Consider the following 20,044-nt stretch of genomic DNA (forward strand, 5'->3'; position numbering starts at 1 on the left):
GCTAAGGCTACCAAGGAGTACTGTAATTCGTTTCATAAGCACTCCTTTATGCACCTCTGCCTCTAGATACAACACGCTTACGATAGATTGCAGAAACACTCTCAGCATCTCCCACCAATAAAGCATTAGTGGAACATACTGCCGCACACATAGGTACTTTACCTTCAGCGATACGATTTTGCCCATACAATTCTCTCTCTTCATGAGAGTTCGTCTCTAATGGTCCGCCTGCGCACATCGTACATTTATCCATAACACCTTTAATACCAAAAGCACCATCGCGTGGAAACTGTGGAGCTCCGAATGGGCATGCATATAAGCAGTACCCACATCCGATACATTTGTTTTTATCATGAAGCACGATGCCGTCTTCTCTGATATAGAAACAATCCACGGGACAGACTTGCTCGCAAGGAGCATCGGTACAATGCATACATGCAATCGATGTTGAGATCTCTTTACCTTCAACACCATCATGCAAGGTAATGACTTTACGACGACTAATCCCTACGGGTAGTTCATGGGCTTCTGAACACGCAACCGAACACGCAAAGCACTCAATACAACGGTGATCATCACAGTAAAATTTCATTCGTGACATTTCGTTATTCATTCCACACCCCCTATGCTTTCTCGACGCGGCATAGACCTGCGTTGAACTCTGAAATTTGTGTGATAATATCAAAACCATAATTGACAATCGTATTGGAACTTTCGCCAATCGCATACGGTTTCGTACCTTCTGGATAATTGGCACTTAAGTCGGTACCTTGGAAAATACCTGCAAAGTTATACGGCATCGCAACACGATCAGGCGTCACACTTCGGTTATGATGTGCTTTGACTTTAATTTTCGTGCCTTGTGGCGCATGTAACCACATCATATCACCATCTTTAATACCGTGTTGTAACGCTAAATCAGGGTGAATATTGGCAAACATCTCTGGTGTAATATGGGAGAGATACTTACTGGTTCGCTCTAACATTCCAGCCCCTGAAAGATTGACAACCCTCATGGTTACCATCATGGTTGGAAACTCTTTAGACCAATCTTGTTTTTGCTGTTCGGATTTGTATTTCGTTTCAACCCTGAAGTTATTTTTTTGGTCTTCATAGGTTGGATACTTTTGGACTAAATCCCAACGAGAAGAGTGAATTGGCTCTCTGTGCATTGGAACAGGATCAGGGAATTCCCAAACGATTGTACGTGCTTTAGCGTTACCATACGGTGCTACGCCTTTTTCACGACATTTTTCTTGAATAAGACCGCTGTGATCGACTTTCCAGTTTGCACCCATGACCGCTTTTTCTTCTTCACTAAGCGTAATACCAAGTACTTTTTCGATATTGTCTTTGGTGATTTCTGGGTATCCACCCTCCACGTGTGAGCCTTTCACCGTAACAGATTTTTCTGCCAATTGACTCACGCCATTGTGCTCTAAACCGAAACGATTTCTAAAGCCCATACCGCCTTCAGAGACTGGCGTTTCAACATCGTAAAGGATTGGTGAACCTGGATGTTTTTCATCCCATGATGGCCACGGAAGTCCGTAATACTGGCCTTTCATCTCGCCTTTACCTTCTAGCGTCAATGGATCAAACATATGCCAATTTTCTTGGTGTTTACGTAGACGTTTTGCGGTCCATCCACCAAGACCAATCGTTTTAATCGTACGTGCAATTTCATTGGTCGCATCATCTGGCCAAACAAAATCTTTTTTCACTTCGACCAATTGACGATCTTTGACATCCATCTTCATACCTTGGACAAATTGATCGTAGAAACCAAATTTCTTAGCAAACTCAAACATGACTTCATGGTCGGCTTTGCTCTCATAAAGAGGCTCAACGACTTTACTTCTCCATTGTGCACTTCTATTGGTCGCGGTAACAATACCTTCTGTTTCAAATTGTGTACATACAGGTAAAATATAGATACCGTCTTTTCTGCTTGTTAGAACAGCAGCTTCGTTCACAAATGGCTCAGCAATAACGATTAAGTCAAGCTTATTAAGCGCTTCTTGAATTTTGGCTTGTTGCGACATAGAGGTGATTCCCGTACCTTGAATCCAAACCGCACGGATTGGGCTTGAAGAGTAGGTTTTTTCCTCTTGAAGAACACCTTGCCACCACTTAGCGAGTGAAAAACCTTTGGCGTTCATCCACTCTTTGGCAAAAAAGCGACCTTTCAGCCATTCATAGTCCACACCCCACGATTTTGCAAAGTATTTCCATGAACCATCGGCAAGTCCGTAGTAACCGGAGAGAGAATCTGCAAGGTTACACATATCGGTGGAGCCTTGAACGTTATCATGTCCACGAATGATGTTACATCCGCCACCTTTTTTACCCATGTTACCAAGAGCAAGTTGAAGGATTGGAAGGATTCTGGTATTTGAACTACCAATAGAGTGTTGGGTAATTCCAAGCGCCCATACAACGGTTGCTGGTTTTGTTTTTGCCAAAAGTGTTGCAATTTGAATGATTTGATCAGCAGGAATGCCTGTAACATCCGATGTCACTTCTGGTGTCCATTTGGTTGCTTCTTTACGTACTTCATCCATACCATAAACACGTTCTTCAAGGAATTTTTTATCTTCCCATCCGTTTTTAAAGATTAGATGTAAAAGTCCGTAAACAAAAGCGATGTCTGTACCTGTCCTGATACGCAAATAGTGATCTGCTTTTGCAGCACTTCTGGTATAAACAGGATCAACAACGATAAGTTGTGCGTTATTGCGATCTTTGGCTTGTAACATATGTTTAAAGCCGATAGGATTAGCAACAGCAGAGTTTGCACCGATAACTAAAATAGCCTTAGAATGACCGACAATATCACCAAAGTGATTTGTCATTGCGCCATAACCCCATGTATTCGCCACACCGGCGACTGTTGCGCTATGTCAAATTCGTGCTACGTGATCGATATTATTCGTTCCCCACATGGCAGCAAACTTTCTAAAATAGTAAGATTGTTGCAAGTTAAATTTAGCAGACCCCAAGAACATTGTCGCATCTGGACCATTCTCAGCTCTGATTTTTAGCATTTTTTCTGAAATCTCATTTACCGCTTGATCCCAACTGATCTTAACCCATTTTCCATCCACTTTTTTCATTGGATGTTTAATACGTTGTGTACTTTTTACTAAATCAATTTGGTCAATACCTTTACAACAATGGCTTCCTTCACTAATAGGGTGGTCTTGAGCAACATCTTGACGAACCCATACACCATTGTGTACTTCTGCGATAATTCCGCATCCTGCAGAACATATACTGCATATTGTTTTAACTCTCTTTGATCCTGGGAATGGATTTTTGACTTCCTCTTCGGTCGCTGGTCTGATTGAGTCACTGGATGCAAACACACTGCTTGCCCCAAAACTCGCTCCAACCGCTGCCATCTTAAGGAAACTTCGTCTTCCCATTTTCGAAGAGACTTCACGAAGTATCTCTTTACTCATGCTTTCTCCTTACTCTGCTGCGCGATAATACGCTTCCCAATTCGCTGTCTTTTTATAGAGAATCTCTTTCTTTTTGGATTTCCCTATGACAACACCATTTGACCCTGCTGTATGTCCTCCTTTGTCGCTAGCAATCGCGCTAACGCCAACGGCGGCTACAACAGCCCCAGTTCCGAGAGTTTTTTTTAGAAAACTCCTTCTTTCATCTTGCACGGCATTCCTCCTGCAGAATTTCTCTTTGATCCTCAAAGAGAGTGTTCAAAAAAGCACTCTTTTTTCAACACTCTCTTTTTACATAGTATTATGCAAAAAATGCATATTTTACCTCTCAAAAAGCCGTGGTTTACTCTTATTAGAACACTATAGATATGCATTTTATGCATATCTATTCCGAAAAAAAAGCGACTTATAACCCCGATGTTAATTCATCAATATTGCGTTTACCCCGTGGAGTAATCTCTTTACGTTCTTTGTTTTGATGCACCACGATACGTGCTCTTGCCTCTTTCACAGGCTTACTCACGCCTAAGTAAAGTCTCTCAAGGTCCATAAACACTTGTAGTACAACGGCGAGTTCTTCGTAAAAACAACTATTAACATGATGGTGCAAATTCACGATAAATTCATCAACGAACTCATTTAAAACAGTGGTAAATACTTTATGAGAAAGGTCTTGAGCCATAGCATCGCCTTGAGCCTCTTCATCAATGAGCTTTTGCATAAAAAGAAGAATAAAACCAATATGGTCTTCAAGCTCTTTAAATTTTTCGGTATCACGTCTAAACTTTGAACTTAAAACATAATTGACCATTTCAAGGCGCTTTTTCCCATCATCTCTGTCTTCATCATAGTACGATGCTGTCACAGGAATAAAGCCTTCGTAAGGGTTAAAGAAGACTTTGTCATTCTCTTCTTTAAGTGCTTCTAGCCCACCATCTTTTAACATCATGTACATATTTTCCAATGCTTTATGGCTGTACTCATCTACAGGATTTTCAAGTAATAAAGCGATGGTTTGCATAATGGGTTCAAGCTGATTTTCACGCTCCATCCCTGTAAGTAACGAAGCAAAGAGTCCATAATAGACTGACCTTGCTTTATTAATGGCTGTTTTATCCATTATAAAATTCCTTTTGGGTTGTTTTCCATATGTGCTTTAAACATCACTTTTGGTTTACAATCTGCACAGCAATACAGCGTTTTAATTTTGACGTCATCCTCGCCAAAAAGCGGTGTCATAATTGCCGCAATCTTTTGAATGGATTTGACAGTCGCAAACTCTTTTCCACATTCACTGCATGCAAACAATTCATCTTTTGCCATGATACGTTGTGAGAACCAACTTGGTTTTAAGCTGATTTCATCCTTGACAACACTCAAACACTCTTTTTCAGGACAGGTCACTTCGCAATAACCACAGTTTGTACAAATGGAAGCATTAAAACGAAGGGAGTTATCTTCTGGATGCGCAGTCAAGGCTCTTACATTACAAGCCCCTACACAGCTAAGGCATAACGTACAGTTGTCTTCGTTAATCACAACATCGCCATAATGTACATGCTCACCCGTTTTGACAACGCCTAAATCCTCATCGCCGACAAGATGCGCTAAACGAGCGGAAAAAATTTCACGTTTACGAAGACCTTCTTCATTGATACCGTAAATGCACTCAGGAATTGCCTGCAACGTTTCAAAAATGGAAGCCAACTCTTGGCTATCTTCACACACATAAATGGCTTTTTTATGGTATTTTTTTTCAAAAATTTCATTGATGATGCGAATAACATCACCCGTACCTTTAGAGATAAAATCGGTATAGAAAATGATAGGGTTGCCACTGGTTTGGAGCAAATTCATCAAATGCGCTTCATGCAAATACTTTTCACCTTCAATCATTAAAGGAAGCACATTTTCACGAAGCGAAATATCAATCAAACTCAAATCCATTTTATGCGGAATAATGAGAGGAATGGAGCCTTTAAAATAAGCGCTCACATGCGTAAAAGCAATACGTGGCATCTGAGTATAATCTAATGCTCCACTTGGGCAAACGCTCACACAACCACCGCATCCATGACAATCAATATGTGAAAAGACCAGGTGTTTGCTCTCATCTTCTTTTAAAATCGCAACCGTAGGACACACTTCCGCGCATTTACCGCAAATCTCTTCACGGCGCTCATGGTATTGGCAAATAGAACTGTCATAATTTATATAATTTTTGTAACGATACTCACCTGTGTTCATTCTTAGTTTTGCGAGTGCTCCTTCAAGCCCTAAAAGCGAAGGATCGTATGTTCCGCTCTGTTTAGTAGCAAATTGCGGCGCATTCCACCAGATAATTTGATCGCACTCGACATCAAAGAGTTCGCCCTCTTTTTTCAGCGTTACATGTAATGCTCCAATATGGCCATCAATATCTAAAATCATCGAAGGAGAAAGGACAATAACGGCATATCCATCACGGCTTAGTTCTTCTTTGAGAGATTCGTGTTCGGCATCATCGGTGACAATCAATAACTTTTTACCGACTTCTTGCGCATAATCAATATCTTGAGCGAAATCAAATCCAACCGCGCGGATAGCATATAATTTCAAAACATTGCTCATTTTGCGTGCAATGGGATCAAGGGAGGATTGGAGGTAAAAATTAATCTCAGGTGCATAAATAACCGCATCAGCATCTGGATCATTTGAGACGATATAATCTCCTGTTGTTGGAGCTTTGACTATTTCAATTTCATCGCTCAATGGAAAATCTAAACCTATTTTGTCGAAAAAAACATACTCTTTTTGCATTGCAACTTCCAAGTTGGTAAATGTTAGTTTACCGAATTGTAAAATGATTTGGTTTAAATCGATCTTAACAAGACAAAGATTATCTTTAAATAGTTGCATTATATAAAATTATATATAACGTAATTAAGGGATTCTATCAATTTGGTTCAGATTAAACTACATCAAGATATAATAAGTTCATCAACTATTTTTGAGGTTCAAAATTGGTCAATAAAAATTTCCTGATCATTCTTTTATTTATCACAACAATCTTGTTGTTTACGGGAATTTTCATGCTTAATTACCAATCCCCCGATAAAAAAAGTATCCTGCTTGGCACGTCACTTCCGCTTAGTGGTATCAATAGCCATTTGGGTAAAGATGTTGTTGTTGGGGCAAATACCTATTTCAGTCATACCAATGCCAGAGGCGGCATCCAAGGTAAAAAAATTGAACTCATCCAATATGACGATAAATATGAACCAGAAAATACACTGAGCAACACATTTACGCTTCTGACGAAAGACGATGTTTTTGCGCTCTTTGGTTTTGTAGGAACCCCCACTGTCAAACGTGTTTTACCGATTATTATGCAAAGTAATATCCCTTTTATCGCACCCTATACGGGCGCAACCTTTTTGCGTAACGAAGATGCTGACAATATTGTCAATTTTAGAAGCTCGTATGCCGAAGAGGTCGATGCTTTGGTCGAGTATTTAAGCTCCGTGAAGAACGTCACGCGTTTTGCCATTTTTTACCAAAACGATGACTATGGAGAAGAAGGGTATATCGCCCTTTCCCAAGCACTTGCCAAGCGTAACTTACATTTAATTGCCGAGGGAACCTATAAACGCAACACGCTCTCCATTCGTCATGCCATTCACGAAATTGCTTCTGCGAAACCGGAGGCTATTATTTTAGTGGGAGCCTATAAACCAACTGCACGGTTTATTGAGAAGATGAAAGAAGCAGGGGCTTCCAAAGTTATTTTTTCTCCCATCTCATTTGTCAATGCCGATGCGCTCATGAATGAATTGCATGGGAATGGAGAGAACATTCTTTTTTCACAAACCATTCCTTCATACGATGATGTTTATTCCAAAGAAGCAGTAGAATATCTCAAACTCTTAGCCTTTTACTATCCCGAAGAGAAACCCTCTCTGGTCTCGTATGAATCTTTTTTAGCAGCCAAAGCGACGGTTATTGCGCTTAAATCTATCGTAGGGCCTATTACGCGCACCGCTTTTTTAGACGCCATAAAATCATTACCTATAAATACCTTAGATAACATTCCTCTAAAATACCGTAACGCACAACTTCTCAATCAAGTCTACCTCTCCACCTATCAGAACGGTAAATTTGAAATTATTGAAAAGTACGAGCATTAAGATGACGTTCTTTCAATTTATCAACCAAAAATTAGAAACCATTAAATTTACGAACAAAACCAAAATTCTGATTTTTATTATTTTAAGTGGTACCATCACCATCGGGTTTTTAATGTTTGTCTCCATCTTTGCTCTTAAATATGACTATGAAACACTCTTTCAAAAGCATACGCAGCCACAAGTCGATCTTGAAGAGATTAAAGATATGTACCGCGTGAATATCACGGAAACGCTCAGCGATATTAAAGACCATCAAATCAGTAACAACGATGCAATTGAAGTGGTCTTTCTGTCACAACAAATCATTCATAAGCAATGGAAAAGTTATCAAATAGAGGCTAGCCAGCACATTGGTGGGCTTCCTTATTATGCCAGCCGTTGGCTCAGTCTTTTTCTCGTAACTCCATCCATCCCGGAAAAGACACTTTTTCAAAAAGGCATTGTTGAGAAAATCAGTCTTAAAATGGAGCATATCGACGCACAAATTGACATCATGCTAGACCTTCTAAAGTACAACAAAAACCAAGAAGCAGCGGTCATGATTGATGATATTATGCTCTCTGCCAATTCGCTGAATATCTATCTTTCAAGCCTCATTACCAGCCATTTAAAGCAGTCCATCACGGAAAAACAAGTCAATGACAGTCTCTTTCAAACGAGTACCTATATGCTTATTTTACTGATTGGTATGATTTTTTTCTTTATCACGATGGTGCTTTTCATCATTATCAACCACTTTAAAAATCTGCATAATTATTTAGAAGAAAATATTTTGATTAAAACCAAAGAGCTTCGTAACCTCAACGATTCACTGGAAATTCGTATCAAAAAAGAGGTCGAGAATAGCCGCAAAAAAGATAACATCATGTTCCAACAAGCCCGCCTTGCAAGCTTAGGTGAGATGCTTCAAAACATTGCGCATCAATGGCGACAGCCGCTTGGTTCGATTATGATGATTATTCAAAGCTTTGAGAGTAAGTTTCACGCGCAAAAGCTTAGCGAAGAATTTGTGAGTTCTCGTGTTAAAGACGCTCAAGTTCTTTCACAAAGCATGTCCGATACCTTAGAAGACTTTCGCACCTTCTTTAACCCCAATAAAAGCAAAAAATCGTTTCTGATTAAAGATGTGATTCAAAAAGCGGTTGATCTTTCCAAATATCAGTTGGAAAAAGAAGAGATTACTCTCAAAATTTTTGTGAAAGATGACTTAGAGGTCTTTGGCTTTAAAAATGAGCTTATTCATGTTCTTTTAAATATGATTGGCAATTCTAAAGATGTGTTAGCCACAAAAACCGACCTGCCTCAAAAGATTATTCATATCATTGCCAAACAAAATGAAGAGAGCGTTTTTGTCAATGTCATCGACAATGGCGGTGGTATAAAAAATGATATAATACCCAAAGTGTTTGACCCCTATTTTACGACAAAACACAAGAGTGTTGGTACGGGAATCGGGCTTTACATGTCAAAACAAATGGTCGAAAAACACATGCATGGAAAAATTACATGTAAAAATATTCGCCATAAACTAAGTACCAAAACATTTTTCGCATGCTCTATGTTTACAATTGAAATACCCAAAAAGATACTTGAGATAACAGAGGGAGACGATGAAGAAGCGCAATTTTGAACTCTTAGGCAGTTTTAGTATTTTATACATTGAAGATGAGGCAGATCTGCTCAAACATACCACTTCAGTATTAGAAGATTTTGTGAAAAAAATCTATCCGGTGCAAAGCATTGATGATGCATTAGAAATCATTAAAACTGAAAAAATTGATGTTATCATCGTGGATATTCATCTCAAATACAGCAACGGTCTTGATTTTTTACGCACTGTAAAGTATGACTTAGAATTAGAACTTCCCTCTATCGTTACAACGGCATTTAGCGATACCGAATACCTTTTAGATGCCATTAAATTACATGTCGATAACTACATCATTAAACCCGTAAATATTAAAGAGTTACTCAACTCCTTACACGATGTTCTTTGGCCTAAAATTCAAGCCAAAGAGATTGAGCGCTCCTACAATATCATCAAGACCATTTCAGCCGTGACCGATAGTAAGCAAGTGGAGATTATTCGTTTTATTATCAAAAATTTAGACAACGACAATATGCTTAACTACTCTTATAGTGAGATCATGGAGCAAGTCGATGTGAGTAAGCCAACCGTCATTAAGCTCTTTAAACAACTCAGTGACCAAGGTATCTTAACGAAAATTCAAAACAAAAAATACCTTTTTGATGAGACCAAACTCCCCTTACCGGAGGAAGCATGAATTTACTTCGAAGCATACCCAAAGTCGATAAATGTCTAACACATCCTTTACTACAAGGCTTAAGTGAGCATTTGCTGATTCATGTTGCACGCCAAAAAATTGAGGAGTTACGTCAAAACCTCATCGAACGCAAAATCGAAAGTTTTGATGAAGAGACTTTGATGCGCTCTATTAAAGAGGCGTACACCAAACTTTTAGAGCCTTCTTTAGTACCGCTTATTAATGCCACAGGTGTTATCTTGCATACCAATATGGGACGAAGCCTTATTTCAAAAACTTTGTTAGAGCGTGCCAGCGATGTTATTTGCAACTATTCTAATCTCGAATACAATTTAGAATTAGGCAGTCGCGGAGAGCGTTATGAGCATGTGAGCAGTCATCTCAAAGAGTTACTCAACGTGGAAGATGTTTTAGTCGTGAATAATAACGCTTCTGCGGTCTTTCTCATTCTCAACACCTTTGCCAAAAATAAAGAAGTCGTCGTCTCACGAGGCGAACTCGTTGAAATTGGTGGGAGTTTTCGCATTCCTGAAGTGATGAAACACAGTGGCGCTCTTTTGTGCGAAGTGGGTGCGACGAACAAAACAAAACTAGCCGATTACGTCGAAGCCATTCATGAAAATACCGTGATGCTTATGAAAGTACACCAATCCAACTTCTCCATTGAAGGCTTTAGTGAAGATGTTGCGTATGAGAGCATTAAACAGCTCGCTTCCAATAACAATCTTTTAGACTATTACGATTTAGGCAGCGGATTTATACCCAAACTTCCCTACAATCTAGGCAATCGTGAACACTCGCTGCATGAGATTTTAGCATGTCAGCCTTCACTCATTAGTTTTAGCGGAGACAAGCTCTTTGGTAGTGTGCAAGCGGGCATTATTGCAGGGCGCGCCGATTTGATAGCCAAACTGAAAAAGAACCAACTTTTACGGATGCTTCGCGTGGATAAAATTACGCTCAGCCTCTTAGAAGAGAGTATTAAAGCGTATCTGCAAGAAAATTACGAAGAGATTCCAACACTTTGGCTTTTGTTTAGAACGACTGAAGAACTTGAAGAGCGTGCTAAACAGGTGAAAAAACACGTGGGTGCGAAATACTGCGATATTGTTAAGAGCGATACGTATATGGGTGGCGGCACACTTCCCAACCGACGCTTCCCGACCATCGCTTTACATGTAAAAGGCAAAGCAACGTCGCTAGAGCGCCAATTCCGTGAAAATCACGTGATAGGTCGTATTGAAAATGACCAATTTTTACTGGACTTTAGAACCATTCTTCCCAGTGTGGAAGAGAAACTCATTCATATTATAGAGACAATTGTAGGAAAATAACCAATGCATTACATTATCGTAGGAACCGCCGGACATGTCGATCATGGAAAAACAGCGCTCATTACCGCTCTGACGGGTTTTGAAGGCGACACGCTCGAAGAAGAAAAACGCCGTGGCATTACTATCAATCTTAGTTTTTCAAGCATGCACAATGAAACAACCAATGTAGCGTTTATCGATGTTCCAGGACACGAAAAACTGCTCAAGAACATGATATCAGGCGCTTTTGGTTTTGATGCGAGTTTAGTGGTCGTGGACGCACTTGAAGGCATGATGCCTCAAACCAAAGAGCATTTAGAAATTTTAAATCTTTTACATGTAAACAATGTCATCGTTGCCTTAACCAAAAAAGACCTCGCTTCCAAAGAGCTGATAGAACAGCGCGAATGGGAAGTAAAAGAGCATTTTAAAACGCTTCACAACCTTCATCTCATTGGCATTATGCCTGTGAGCATCTATGAACCTGAGAGCATCAAAACGCTTCAAGAGGCACTGTATGCTTTGCCTTACATTCCTAAAAAAAGCAATGGTCTGTTTCGTTATTATGTAGACCGTTCGTTCTCAATTGCGGGCGCAGGAACGGTTGTCACAGGAACCGTACTGGATGGGAGCATCAAAGTTGGCGAAAAGCTGTTGGCTCCTGAAATCGATAAAGAATTTACCATTCGTAACCTTCAAGTGCATGACCAAGATGTGACGGAAGCATTTTCATCCCAACGTACCGCTATTAATATCCAAAGCGCGCAAAAAGCCTCGTTTGAGAAAGGGTTGCTCCTTTGTAAAAAAGGGTTTATCAGAGGGTTTGATGTTGCCGATGTTTGGCTTGAGAGTATTGGCGGTCACACGCTCAAACACAACAGCAAAGTCAATCTTTTTGTTGGAACCAAACAGGTAGAAGCACGTATTTTATTTTATGAAAGCGAATCAACCCTAGAGAGAGGATTTGCCAAACTGCAATTTAGTCATAAACTCTTTTTAGTGTATGGCGAACCGTTTATTATCTGTACGAGTGGTCGAACGATTGGTGGCGGACACATTGTAAATCCTATCAATGACCCTATGAAAAAAAGAGTCAAACTGGAACTGTTAAAAGCGCTTGAGAGTAAAGATTATAAGAGTGCGTTTACGCTTTTAGTGGAAATGCATAAGCATGGGTTTGGACTTATCTCCTCCAATCAACGCTTCGGACTCAATCATGATGAAGCCATTAGCATTGCCAATGACATGGAAAATATTTTTGTCGATGAAAAAGGCTTAGTGCTCTATCCGATGTTTATTCAACATGAACTTGAGGCAATCATCAAAGCCATTTATACCAAAAATGCGTATGCGCTTCTTTCTGCAAACTCCATTTCGCTGAAACTCAAATGGGCCAGTGTCGCGTTGGTTGAACATGTCTTGCAAAAATTGTGCGATGAAGGCATGTTGGATTTTGTGGGTGGCGTCTATAAAAATGCTCAAATCGATATCGACAACATCGAAACACTTATCGAAGATAAAGTCTATGAGACCCTGCTCAAAGCAGAATTTACGCCAGACGCACCTTACAATCTCTATGATGAGTTAGACATTGACCGAAAAATGGGAGATGAAGCACTCAAAAATCTAACACGTGCTAAAAAAGTGGTTCGCTTAGAACACAATCTTTTCGTTACAACCATTGCCTTAAGTGCAATGATGGCACACATTAGAGAAATTATGCGCAAAGAAAACGGTATTGACATCAAATCGTTTAAAGAGCATTTCGATATGAGTCGAAAATACTTAGTCGCCTATCTTGATTACCTTGATAATTTCGAGGATATTAAAAAAGAGGACAATCGAAGAGTCTTTGTTTAAAGGTTTTCAAGCAAAAGAGGTTTTACATGTAAAACCTCTCTCAGAATTTTTGACTCTTCTAAAGGCTACTTTACTTCGGCTTTAATGCACTTTTCGCATTTTTCTCTCTCCCATTTATGCTTCATCCCTTTGATATAGACAATTAAAATGAAAAAGAGTGCCGATGTAATACCCAACACCAATAACAGCAATGTTTCAGTAGGGTCGGTTTCTAGTAAGATGAGCTTTCGCACCAACACGACAAACGATATTTCAAGAAACGTTACCGCATAATCAAACCCATCTTGAATAAACAGCGTTTTGACGATTGCTAAAACGATTAAGATAAACAACCCATCGGTCAAAATAATCTTAATCGATTGAAAATCAAGTGCGCCTTGCGTAATCGTAAAGGCAATCATCTTATAGGCTAAACTGATAAAGCATTCCCCCAAATAGACAATCATCATTACGATAAAAATATAGCGGGCGATATTTAAAAGCTTCAGTAAAAAGCTTTCGACATTGGATTCTAAGTGTTGAGTCAGCTTGCGTTTGGGTTCTGGTTCACTGTTTTGTGAAGATTTGGATACCATATTTTCTCCGATATAGGCTTTTAGCGGCGCAATTATAGTACAATTTAAACGTATTATCGGTAGTTTTTATCAAAAAAATTGTTTGCTCTTGACATTATTACTAATTAGTAATATAATTTCGCCAGAGGTACAAAAAGATGAAACTTAGAACTGACGTTAAAAGTTATGGTGAGCGCACTGATAAGAGTATGCAGACATGGATTCAAATCCTACGAGCATTCCAAAAAATCCGTGCCAAAGAGTTGAAATACATCAACGAGTGCGGCTTAACCATGAATCAGTTTGAGGTACTAGAAGTGCTTTACCATCGTGGCGATTTGCAAATAGGTGCGATTACAAAACTCATTATGAGTACACCCGGCAACGTTACGGTAGTCGTTCGAAATCTTAAACGAGATGGGCTCGTCGATACGCTTCCTATGCCAGAAGACAGCCGTGTGCGAATGCTCAGCATCACCGAAGAAGGGAAAAAACTCATCGGTGGAATGTTTGGAGCGCATGCGCAAAATCTGAAAAGCTATTTTGAAGTGTTGAGTGACGAAGAGTTGGTCATGTTGTATGACCTTGTACGAAAATTGCAAAAAGCACAATAATTTTTTGCACAAATATTACTAATTAGTATAAAGGAAACCCTATGAAAATCAAAACGTTACTCGCAACCTCTTTGTTGGCAGGAACTGCCCTATTTGCTGGAAACTATACTGTTGATCCCGCACATTCCAGTGCTGATTTTAGTGTCAAACATGCCATGATTTCAACAGTAAAAGGAAATTTCACAAAATTTAATGGTGCGTTTGAGTACGATGAAGCAACTAAAACACTGAAATCTTTAACAGGCACGATTGACGCGGCATCGATTAACACCGGTATTGAAAAAAGAGACAACCATTTACGTTCAGCAGAGTTGTTTGATGTTGCGAAGTATCCAACCATTACGTTTACACTTGATTCCATCAAAGATGACAAAGCGTACGGTAAGCTTACGATGAAAGGGGTTACAAAACCTGTTGTACTTAATTTTGAAAATGGCGGTATGGCGACAGACCCTTACGGCAACAAACGTGTCGGTATGGAACTTACAGGCAAAATCAAACGAAGTGATTTTGGAATCACTTGGAATGCAGCACTCGAAACCGGTGGTGTTGTCGTCGGTGAAGAGGTCAAATTGGACGTAGCATTAGAGGGAATTTTACAAAAATAATTTCTGACAATCTTGTCAGATACCATGCAGGGCACACGACAAAAAAATTGAAGTGTGCTCAGTGCATGCAAGATTACATGTAAAGGAGTCAATCATGTCATTCATTATTCATAAAGCCAATCAAAGAGGTGTAGCAGAGCATGGTTGGCTTCACAGTCATTTTAGTTTTTCGTTTGCGGAATATTACAACAAAGAACGTATGGGGTTTGGTGCGTTACGTGTCATCAATGATGACATCATTGAAAAAGCACAAGGCTTTGGAATGCACCCACACCGCGATATGGAAATTATCTCCATCGTCACCCAAGGAACCCTTTTACACAAAGATTCTTTTGGCAATGAAGGGGCGGTTCATGCCGGCGAAATTCAATACATGAGTGCAGGAAACGGTGTCTTACACTCTGAATTTGCTTCAAAAGAAGAAACCGCTGCTTTGTTTCAAATCTGGATTATTCCCAATCAAAAAGGCGGAGACCCCCTATACGACCAACGTGATTTTAGAGACATCAACCAAACCAACCAATGGGCGACACTCATCTCACCCGATGGCAGAGACCATTCGATTAGCATTAAGCAAGATGCATTTATCTACTCCGCAAAAGTAGAAGCGGGTAAAAGTCTTACGGTTGGCTCTTCAATCAACCATCACGGTAAACTGCTATTCGTCGTGGAAGGCAGCATAGAAATCGGTGGAGTTACTTTAGAAGCGCGGGATGAAGTTCAAATCACCAAGGAAGATGCTTACGAATTTAAAGCATTAAGTCCTGCATGGGTTTTGCTCTTTGACGTGCCGATGCAATAATTCTTGTATAATGACATAAAACAATCAAAGGTATTTTTTTATGTCACATCACCCTACCCTTTTACAACAATTTCGCTCGTTTTACCGCCAAAATAACCTGAATGACCTTGAGACTGCTATCGAGTATTTCAGCGTTTTTGGCGGTACGAGTTGGAATATCGATACGACAAAACCTCTTTTAGAGCTTATCGAAACGAAGATTTTAAAGAACTACACCTATATTCACACCGACATTACCAAACTTACACACAGCAATAAACTCTCGCATGCATTACTCAGCGCGTGTGCTACGGGAGATGGACGTATTTTTTCATCGTATAAAAGAGCGCGTTTAAGCCGTGAAGAAGGCGATGAAGCATTGAATGCTCTGTTAAAAAGTGAGCTGGTATGTACTGAATATTCCATCGAACGTCCGTTAAGAGAAGAAGATGACAACTCCGATAAATTAAGCTATCTCAGTCCTTTTATGCGCTTTTGGTTTGCTTTTGTTTCACCTTACTATAAAACTATTAAAGAGGGCGATTTTAGTGAAGTTATCAAAGCATTTACAAACCGTGAACAAGGCTTTAGCGATTTCATTTTTGAGAAACTCTCTTATGCGCTCTTAAAACAAAGCATGCCACACGATGCTATCGTCGAGATAGGCGGTTATTGGGATAAAAACACGCAAATCGACCTTGTGGCTAAAACAAAATCGAATAAACGCATCGTAGGTACGTGCAAGTACACCAACACGAAAATGAAAAAAACGGAACTCACACGCCTGAAAGAGAAATGTGCACTCGCAGAGCTTGAAGCAGATATGTTCGTTCTTTTCAGCAAAAATGGTTTTAGCTCTGAGCTTAAAGCACTCAAAAGCGATACACTCAAACTTTTTACACTCAAAAGCTTCAAGCCTTTAGTCGAAGATATTGGAGAAAAAGAGGTCATTCCTTGTAGTGGGAAAAAGTACTAAAATAAAACGTTTTTGCTCCCTTATACTGCCCAAATTGTTATTGCGCTAAGACAATACACGTTGCAACAAGTGCGATAAATTCGGGGGTATATCTAAAATAAGCAATCCATACACGCATCGTTCATCCTTTATTTTTTGGGATGGACTAAGCATTTTTAATTCCACAGAAACATTTACATGTAAATTTCGTACGCGTTTATCTTCTCAGCCAATTTGTTTGCAAGGTATCGATGAGCATAACCCAATTCGTTTAAAATGAAACGCGCTTCATGAAGGTACGCACGTTTTTTTGTTACATCCCAGTGTGCTGGAGGAGCGCCTAAGTTGGTAATTCTATCCGCAAGTTTTACCATAACAACACAGTTTTGGCGTTTTTTAAGGCGCGCTATTGAGTCTTGCATTTGTGCTTCTTTGGAAGGCAACGTCTTGTCTTTTGTGAGTGCCGCAACGCCTTTGACTATCACTTCAACATGACCAACCAACGCAGTTTCACAGGTGATTTTAGTGGGTGTGTCTTCATTGACATCATGCAAGAGAGCACATGCAATGGCGACATTGTTTTCATCATAACTCAGTGGTTCCATATAAAGCGCATTGATAACTTCGCTCGCGACACTCAGAAGATGCATACTATAAGGAAGCCCATGCGGTGTTTTTTGCTCACCGTGCGCCTGTAAGGCAAATGCCAAATGCGCTTTGAAATCATCGACACTAAAAAGCTCTTGAGGCAGAGTGGCTTTTTGTTTTACATGTAAAGGCAAGCTAGGCGCTCTGTTTTTTTCCATTTTTGCATGTACTTTTTGAGTCTCATCGCTCTCAAAAAAGAGTAAGAAAGAACCTTGGTCAGTGATAAATTCAAGTTCTTCATAATGCTCCCAACCATTCTCGCGGACATAAAGATTATAATCGTAAAGCGACTCAAACGCGTGACTCAAAGGGTGGATTATTTTTGCAGGAGGAAGCGGAATGGAATCACAATAGAGTGTTTCAATATACCCTAACGCGCCACCTTCAGTATGAAAGTTAATCGTAAGGCTTCTGGTATGCTCCTCTTTTTGATACACTATTTCAATTAATGCGTTCATTGTATAAAGAGCGATGATTTTGCATCCGATGATATCATTGAGATACGCCCATTTTTTATTCATACAAAGCCTTTTACATGTAAAACTGTTTTCTATTTTTTACACAGCTCGTCAAACCATTTATCATTCTCAGCCGAACGGTTGGCTTTAGAGCGCAAAAGCGTTTCGCGAATGGAGACCAAATCACTCAGTTCAAGGAATTCTAGCATCGAAAATGAAGAAATCGGTGCGTTTGGATCCGATTCAATCAATGTTTCAATTTCTTCAATAAGTGCCATTTTATCGGCATTCTCTTGCATCGCGTCACCTTGTATTAACAAATTATTACTAAATTTATTGTACAATACCTAACATTTCATGCAGATTAGTTTCTGTCATACTATAAGGAAAATGAATGAAAAAACAACTTTTATGGCTTGTTGCACTTCTTACAAGTACACTTTTTGCAGCAACCGACGCAGAGATTGTTGAACATTTTAAATCAACGATTCAAGTACCAAACATTACGATTGAAGTCGTCTCCCGTCAAAAAGTCGATGGCATTGAAGGAATGGATTTTGTTACCCTCAACCTTAGCGATGGTAAACGTTCTCAAAAATTAAGTATTTTCACAAAAGATGATCTGATTTTCCCAGATATTATCAGCATCAAACAAGGTGGAAGTATCAAAGAGATGATGGAGATGGCAGAGCTTCAAAAGAAACTCGCTCCTTTGTACCAAAAAGAGGATAAAAAGAACATCATTACTCTTGGAAATGACCCTAAAAAAGAGACATTGGTTGTCTTTACAGACCCTGAATGTCCTTACTGCAGACAAGAACTTGCTCAAGTTGAGCAACGCCTCACCACCAACAATTTAAAGCTTATCTTCACACCTGTTCATGAGCGCTCATCGTTGGAAAAATCTTTTATTATCTACAATGAAATCGCCAAAGTGAAAAGCGATGCTGAAAAATTGAAAATTCTACACAAATACTACGATGAAAATGTCAAATACGATCAAAAAATTGGTGACAAAGAGATTGCACGCATTGAAGATTTAAAAACAAAATATTTCGGTGCCGGCATCAAAGGTGTTCCCTTTATCGTTAAAGAAAAAGAGCTCTTAAAATAAACATCACCCCTATATCTCGCCCTTTTTTTGGGGCGAGATAAAACTCTCATTATAAAGAGGTTGGCATGTCTTCGGTTATCCTTCTTGCCATTATTGCCTTTTTGTTCGTTATCGCTGTTACTCTCTATGTTAGGCTTCAAGCCCTCTATACACAACTCTCACAAAAAGCTTCGCTCTGTATTGAAGAAGAGATTATCCAAAACGGCATTATGGTTCCTCTTGTGTATAAACAAGGAGAGAATATTGTCTGCAACAAGGCCTTTGAACACGCTTTTGGTTCTTTTGGCAAAGAGTGCATCAAGCTCATTTCCAATCTTCCAAAAAGCGGCGAGCATTCACACGAAGTGATGTTTGATAATGCTATTACAAAGCGTGTACAGATTTATACAACGCCTCTTTTATATACAGGCTCACTTCCCAATGACTTTTTAGCGCTGATTATAGATGTGCATTCTTTACATAACTGTAAAAATGCGCTGCTGCTTCAAAAAGAGCGGTTTGAGTTGGCATTAGAAAGCTCCGATGAAGCACTTTGGGATTGGGATATGAAAAGCGATGTTGTTTTTTACTCGCCCAAATGGAAAAGCATTATGGGCTACAGTGCCAATGAAACACCTTCGTCGCTTAATTCATGGCTTAATTTGGTGCATTCAAAAGATATGGCACTGGTGAATGAACGCCTCAAAGCACACCTTGATGGCAAGACTGATTTTTTCATTGTCGAACATCGCATTCGCCAAAGTGAGCCTTTACAATGGGTAAAAGTTAAAGGAAAAGTGACACGAGGCAAAAGTGACCAAGCCATTCGTATGGTAGGAACGCTACGAGATATCAGCCAGCAAAAAAATCAAGAAATGGCTTTAAATGAGGAACATGCTAGATTTATCGCTTTTTTTGAATTTTTACCCGCCCTTGCTTTTATTAAAAATGCTCAAGGGCACTATTTGTATATGAATCAAGCGTATCAGAAATTTTTAGGATTTAAAACGTGGAAAAACAAAACAGCCTCAGACTTATTTGATACAAAAACAGCCCAAATGCTTGCCGAAACTGATAGACTCAGCCTCTATGAAGGTATCCATGAACACGCTTTAGATTTACCGACACAAGAGGGGATGCTGGAACATTTTACGCTCTATAAATTTCTCATTGATTCAGGCGATGAGAAATTAATCTGCGGTTACAATATTAACAAATCGTTCAAAGTCTAGGAGTATCATTGTT

Annotated in this window: 19 protein-coding genes; 11 read left to right on the forward strand and 8 right to left on the reverse strand. The window is 39.5% G+C overall.

Translation table 11 applies throughout. The annotated features are described in order from the left end of the window. Positions 1-46 precede the first annotated feature (46 nt). The 5 genes from fdh3B to AC5SLP_RS12995 all read right to left on the reverse strand — a co-directional run bounded on the left by fdh3B (position 47) and on the right by AC5SLP_RS12995 (position 6,263). Entirely contained in the window at positions 47-601 is a 555-nt protein-coding gene (gene fdh3B / locus AC5SLP_RS12975) for a formate dehydrogenase FDH3 subunit beta (RefSeq protein WP_495254148.1), read from the reverse strand. A gap of 22 nt (positions 602-623) precedes the next feature. Next, a complete protein-coding gene (locus AC5SLP_RS12980; protein WP_495255587.1) occupies positions 624-3,464 on the reverse strand; it encodes a formate dehydrogenase subunit alpha in 2,841 nt (946 codons plus the stop codon). Positions 3,465-3,473: 9 nt separating this feature from the next. Further along, positions 3,474-3,677, reverse strand: coding sequence for a twin-arginine translocation signal domain-containing protein (locus AC5SLP_RS12985; RefSeq protein WP_495255588.1), 204 nt, complete (start codon positions 3,675-3,677; stop codon positions 3,474-3,476). Positions 3,678-3,870: 193 nt separating this feature from the next. Further along, complete coding sequence (locus tag AC5SLP_RS12990) at positions 3,871-4,584, reverse strand: TorD/DmsD family molecular chaperone (protein ID WP_495255589.1); 714 nt, start codon at positions 4,582-4,584, stop codon at positions 3,871-3,873. Then, positions 4,584-6,263, reverse strand: a complete 1,680-nt coding sequence (locus tag AC5SLP_RS12995; RefSeq protein ID WP_495255590.1) for a 4Fe-4S dicluster domain-containing protein — start codon at positions 6,261-6,263, stop codon at positions 4,584-4,586. Before AC5SLP_RS12995 ends, AC5SLP_RS12990 begins: the two co-directional genes overlap by 1 nt. Positions 6,264-6,535: 272 nt before the next feature. Between AC5SLP_RS12995 and AC5SLP_RS13000 the strand changes: the two genes are divergently transcribed. From AC5SLP_RS13000 to selB, 5 genes are read left to right on the forward strand one after another with little or no spacing between them, the layout of a single operon-like run. Beyond that, a complete protein-coding gene (locus AC5SLP_RS13000) occupies positions 6,536-7,630 on the forward strand; it encodes an ABC transporter substrate-binding protein (RefSeq protein ID WP_495255591.1) in 1,095 nt (364 codons plus the stop codon). A gap of 1 nt (position 7,631) precedes the next feature. Further along, a complete protein-coding gene (locus tag AC5SLP_RS13005; RefSeq protein WP_495255592.1) occupies positions 7,632-9,260 on the forward strand; it encodes a sensor histidine kinase in 1,629 nt (542 codons plus the stop codon). Next, on the forward strand, positions 9,241-9,915 hold the full coding sequence (locus AC5SLP_RS13010) for a response regulator (RefSeq protein WP_495255593.1): 675 nt from the start codon (positions 9,241-9,243) through the stop codon (positions 9,913-9,915). Before AC5SLP_RS13005 ends, AC5SLP_RS13010 begins: the two co-directional genes overlap by 20 nt. Continuing rightward, on the forward strand, positions 9,912-11,249 hold the full coding sequence (gene selA / locus AC5SLP_RS13015) for an L-seryl-tRNA(Sec) selenium transferase (RefSeq protein ID WP_495255594.1): 1,338 nt from the start codon (positions 9,912-9,914) through the stop codon (positions 11,247-11,249). The genes AC5SLP_RS13010 and selA overlap by 4 nt, the downstream gene beginning before the upstream one ends. A gap of 3 nt (positions 11,250-11,252) precedes the next feature. Next, the gene (gene selB / locus AC5SLP_RS13020; RefSeq protein WP_495255595.1) at positions 11,253-13,088 is read left to right on the forward strand and encodes a selenocysteine-specific translation elongation factor; all 1,836 of its coding nucleotides are present in this window, start codon (positions 11,253-11,255) and stop codon (positions 13,086-13,088) included. 65 nt (positions 13,089-13,153) lie between these two features. On the opposite strand, the gene AC5SLP_RS13025 is transcribed toward selB, so the two are convergent. Next, entirely contained in the window at positions 13,154-13,663 is a 510-nt protein-coding gene (locus AC5SLP_RS13025) for a hypothetical protein (protein WP_495255596.1), read from the reverse strand. A gap of 137 nt (positions 13,664-13,800) precedes the next feature. Here AC5SLP_RS13025 and AC5SLP_RS13030 point away from each other — a divergent pair, with 137 nt between their 5' ends. The 4 genes from AC5SLP_RS13030 to AC5SLP_RS13045 all read left to right on the forward strand — a co-directional run bounded on the left by AC5SLP_RS13030 (position 13,801) and on the right by AC5SLP_RS13045 (position 16,621). Next, a complete protein-coding gene (locus tag AC5SLP_RS13030) occupies positions 13,801-14,256 on the forward strand; it encodes a MarR family winged helix-turn-helix transcriptional regulator (RefSeq protein WP_495255597.1) in 456 nt (151 codons plus the stop codon). Between the two features lie 41 nt (positions 14,257-14,297). Next, positions 14,298-14,864 (forward strand): YceI family protein, encoded by a 567-nt coding sequence (locus AC5SLP_RS13035; RefSeq protein ID WP_495255598.1) that lies wholly within the window; start codon positions 14,298-14,300, stop codon positions 14,862-14,864. A gap of 94 nt (positions 14,865-14,958) precedes the next feature. Next, positions 14,959-15,666 (forward strand): pirin family protein, encoded by a 708-nt coding sequence (locus tag AC5SLP_RS13040; RefSeq protein WP_495255599.1) that lies wholly within the window; start codon positions 14,959-14,961, stop codon positions 15,664-15,666. Between the two features lie 40 nt (positions 15,667-15,706). Continuing rightward, entirely contained in the window at positions 15,707-16,621 is a 915-nt protein-coding gene (locus tag AC5SLP_RS13045) for a DUF234 domain-containing protein (RefSeq protein ID WP_495255600.1), read from the forward strand. 173 nt (positions 16,622-16,794) lie between these two features. On the opposite strand, the gene AC5SLP_RS13050 is transcribed toward AC5SLP_RS13045, so the two are convergent. Beyond that, positions 16,795-17,769 (reverse strand): HD domain-containing protein, encoded by a 975-nt coding sequence (locus tag AC5SLP_RS13050; RefSeq protein ID WP_495255601.1) that lies wholly within the window; start codon positions 17,767-17,769, stop codon positions 16,795-16,797. A gap of 29 nt (positions 17,770-17,798) precedes the next feature. Then, on the reverse strand, positions 17,799-18,005 hold the full coding sequence (locus AC5SLP_RS13055) for a hypothetical protein (protein ID WP_495255602.1): 207 nt from the start codon (positions 18,003-18,005) through the stop codon (positions 17,799-17,801). A gap of 95 nt (positions 18,006-18,100) precedes the next feature. On the opposite strand from AC5SLP_RS13055, the gene AC5SLP_RS13060 reads away from it, so the two are divergent. Further along, positions 18,101-18,820, forward strand: a complete 720-nt coding sequence (locus tag AC5SLP_RS13060) for a thioredoxin domain-containing protein (RefSeq protein WP_495255603.1) — start codon at positions 18,101-18,103, stop codon at positions 18,818-18,820. A 65-nt stretch (positions 18,821-18,885) separates the two neighbouring features. After that, on the forward strand, positions 18,886-20,031 hold the full coding sequence (locus AC5SLP_RS13065; protein ID WP_495255604.1) for a PAS domain-containing protein: 1,146 nt from the start codon (positions 18,886-18,888) through the stop codon (positions 20,029-20,031). The last annotated feature ends 13 nt before the right edge of the window (positions 20,032-20,044 follow it).

This window comes from Sulfurospirillum sp. E15m, assembly GCF_059415145.1.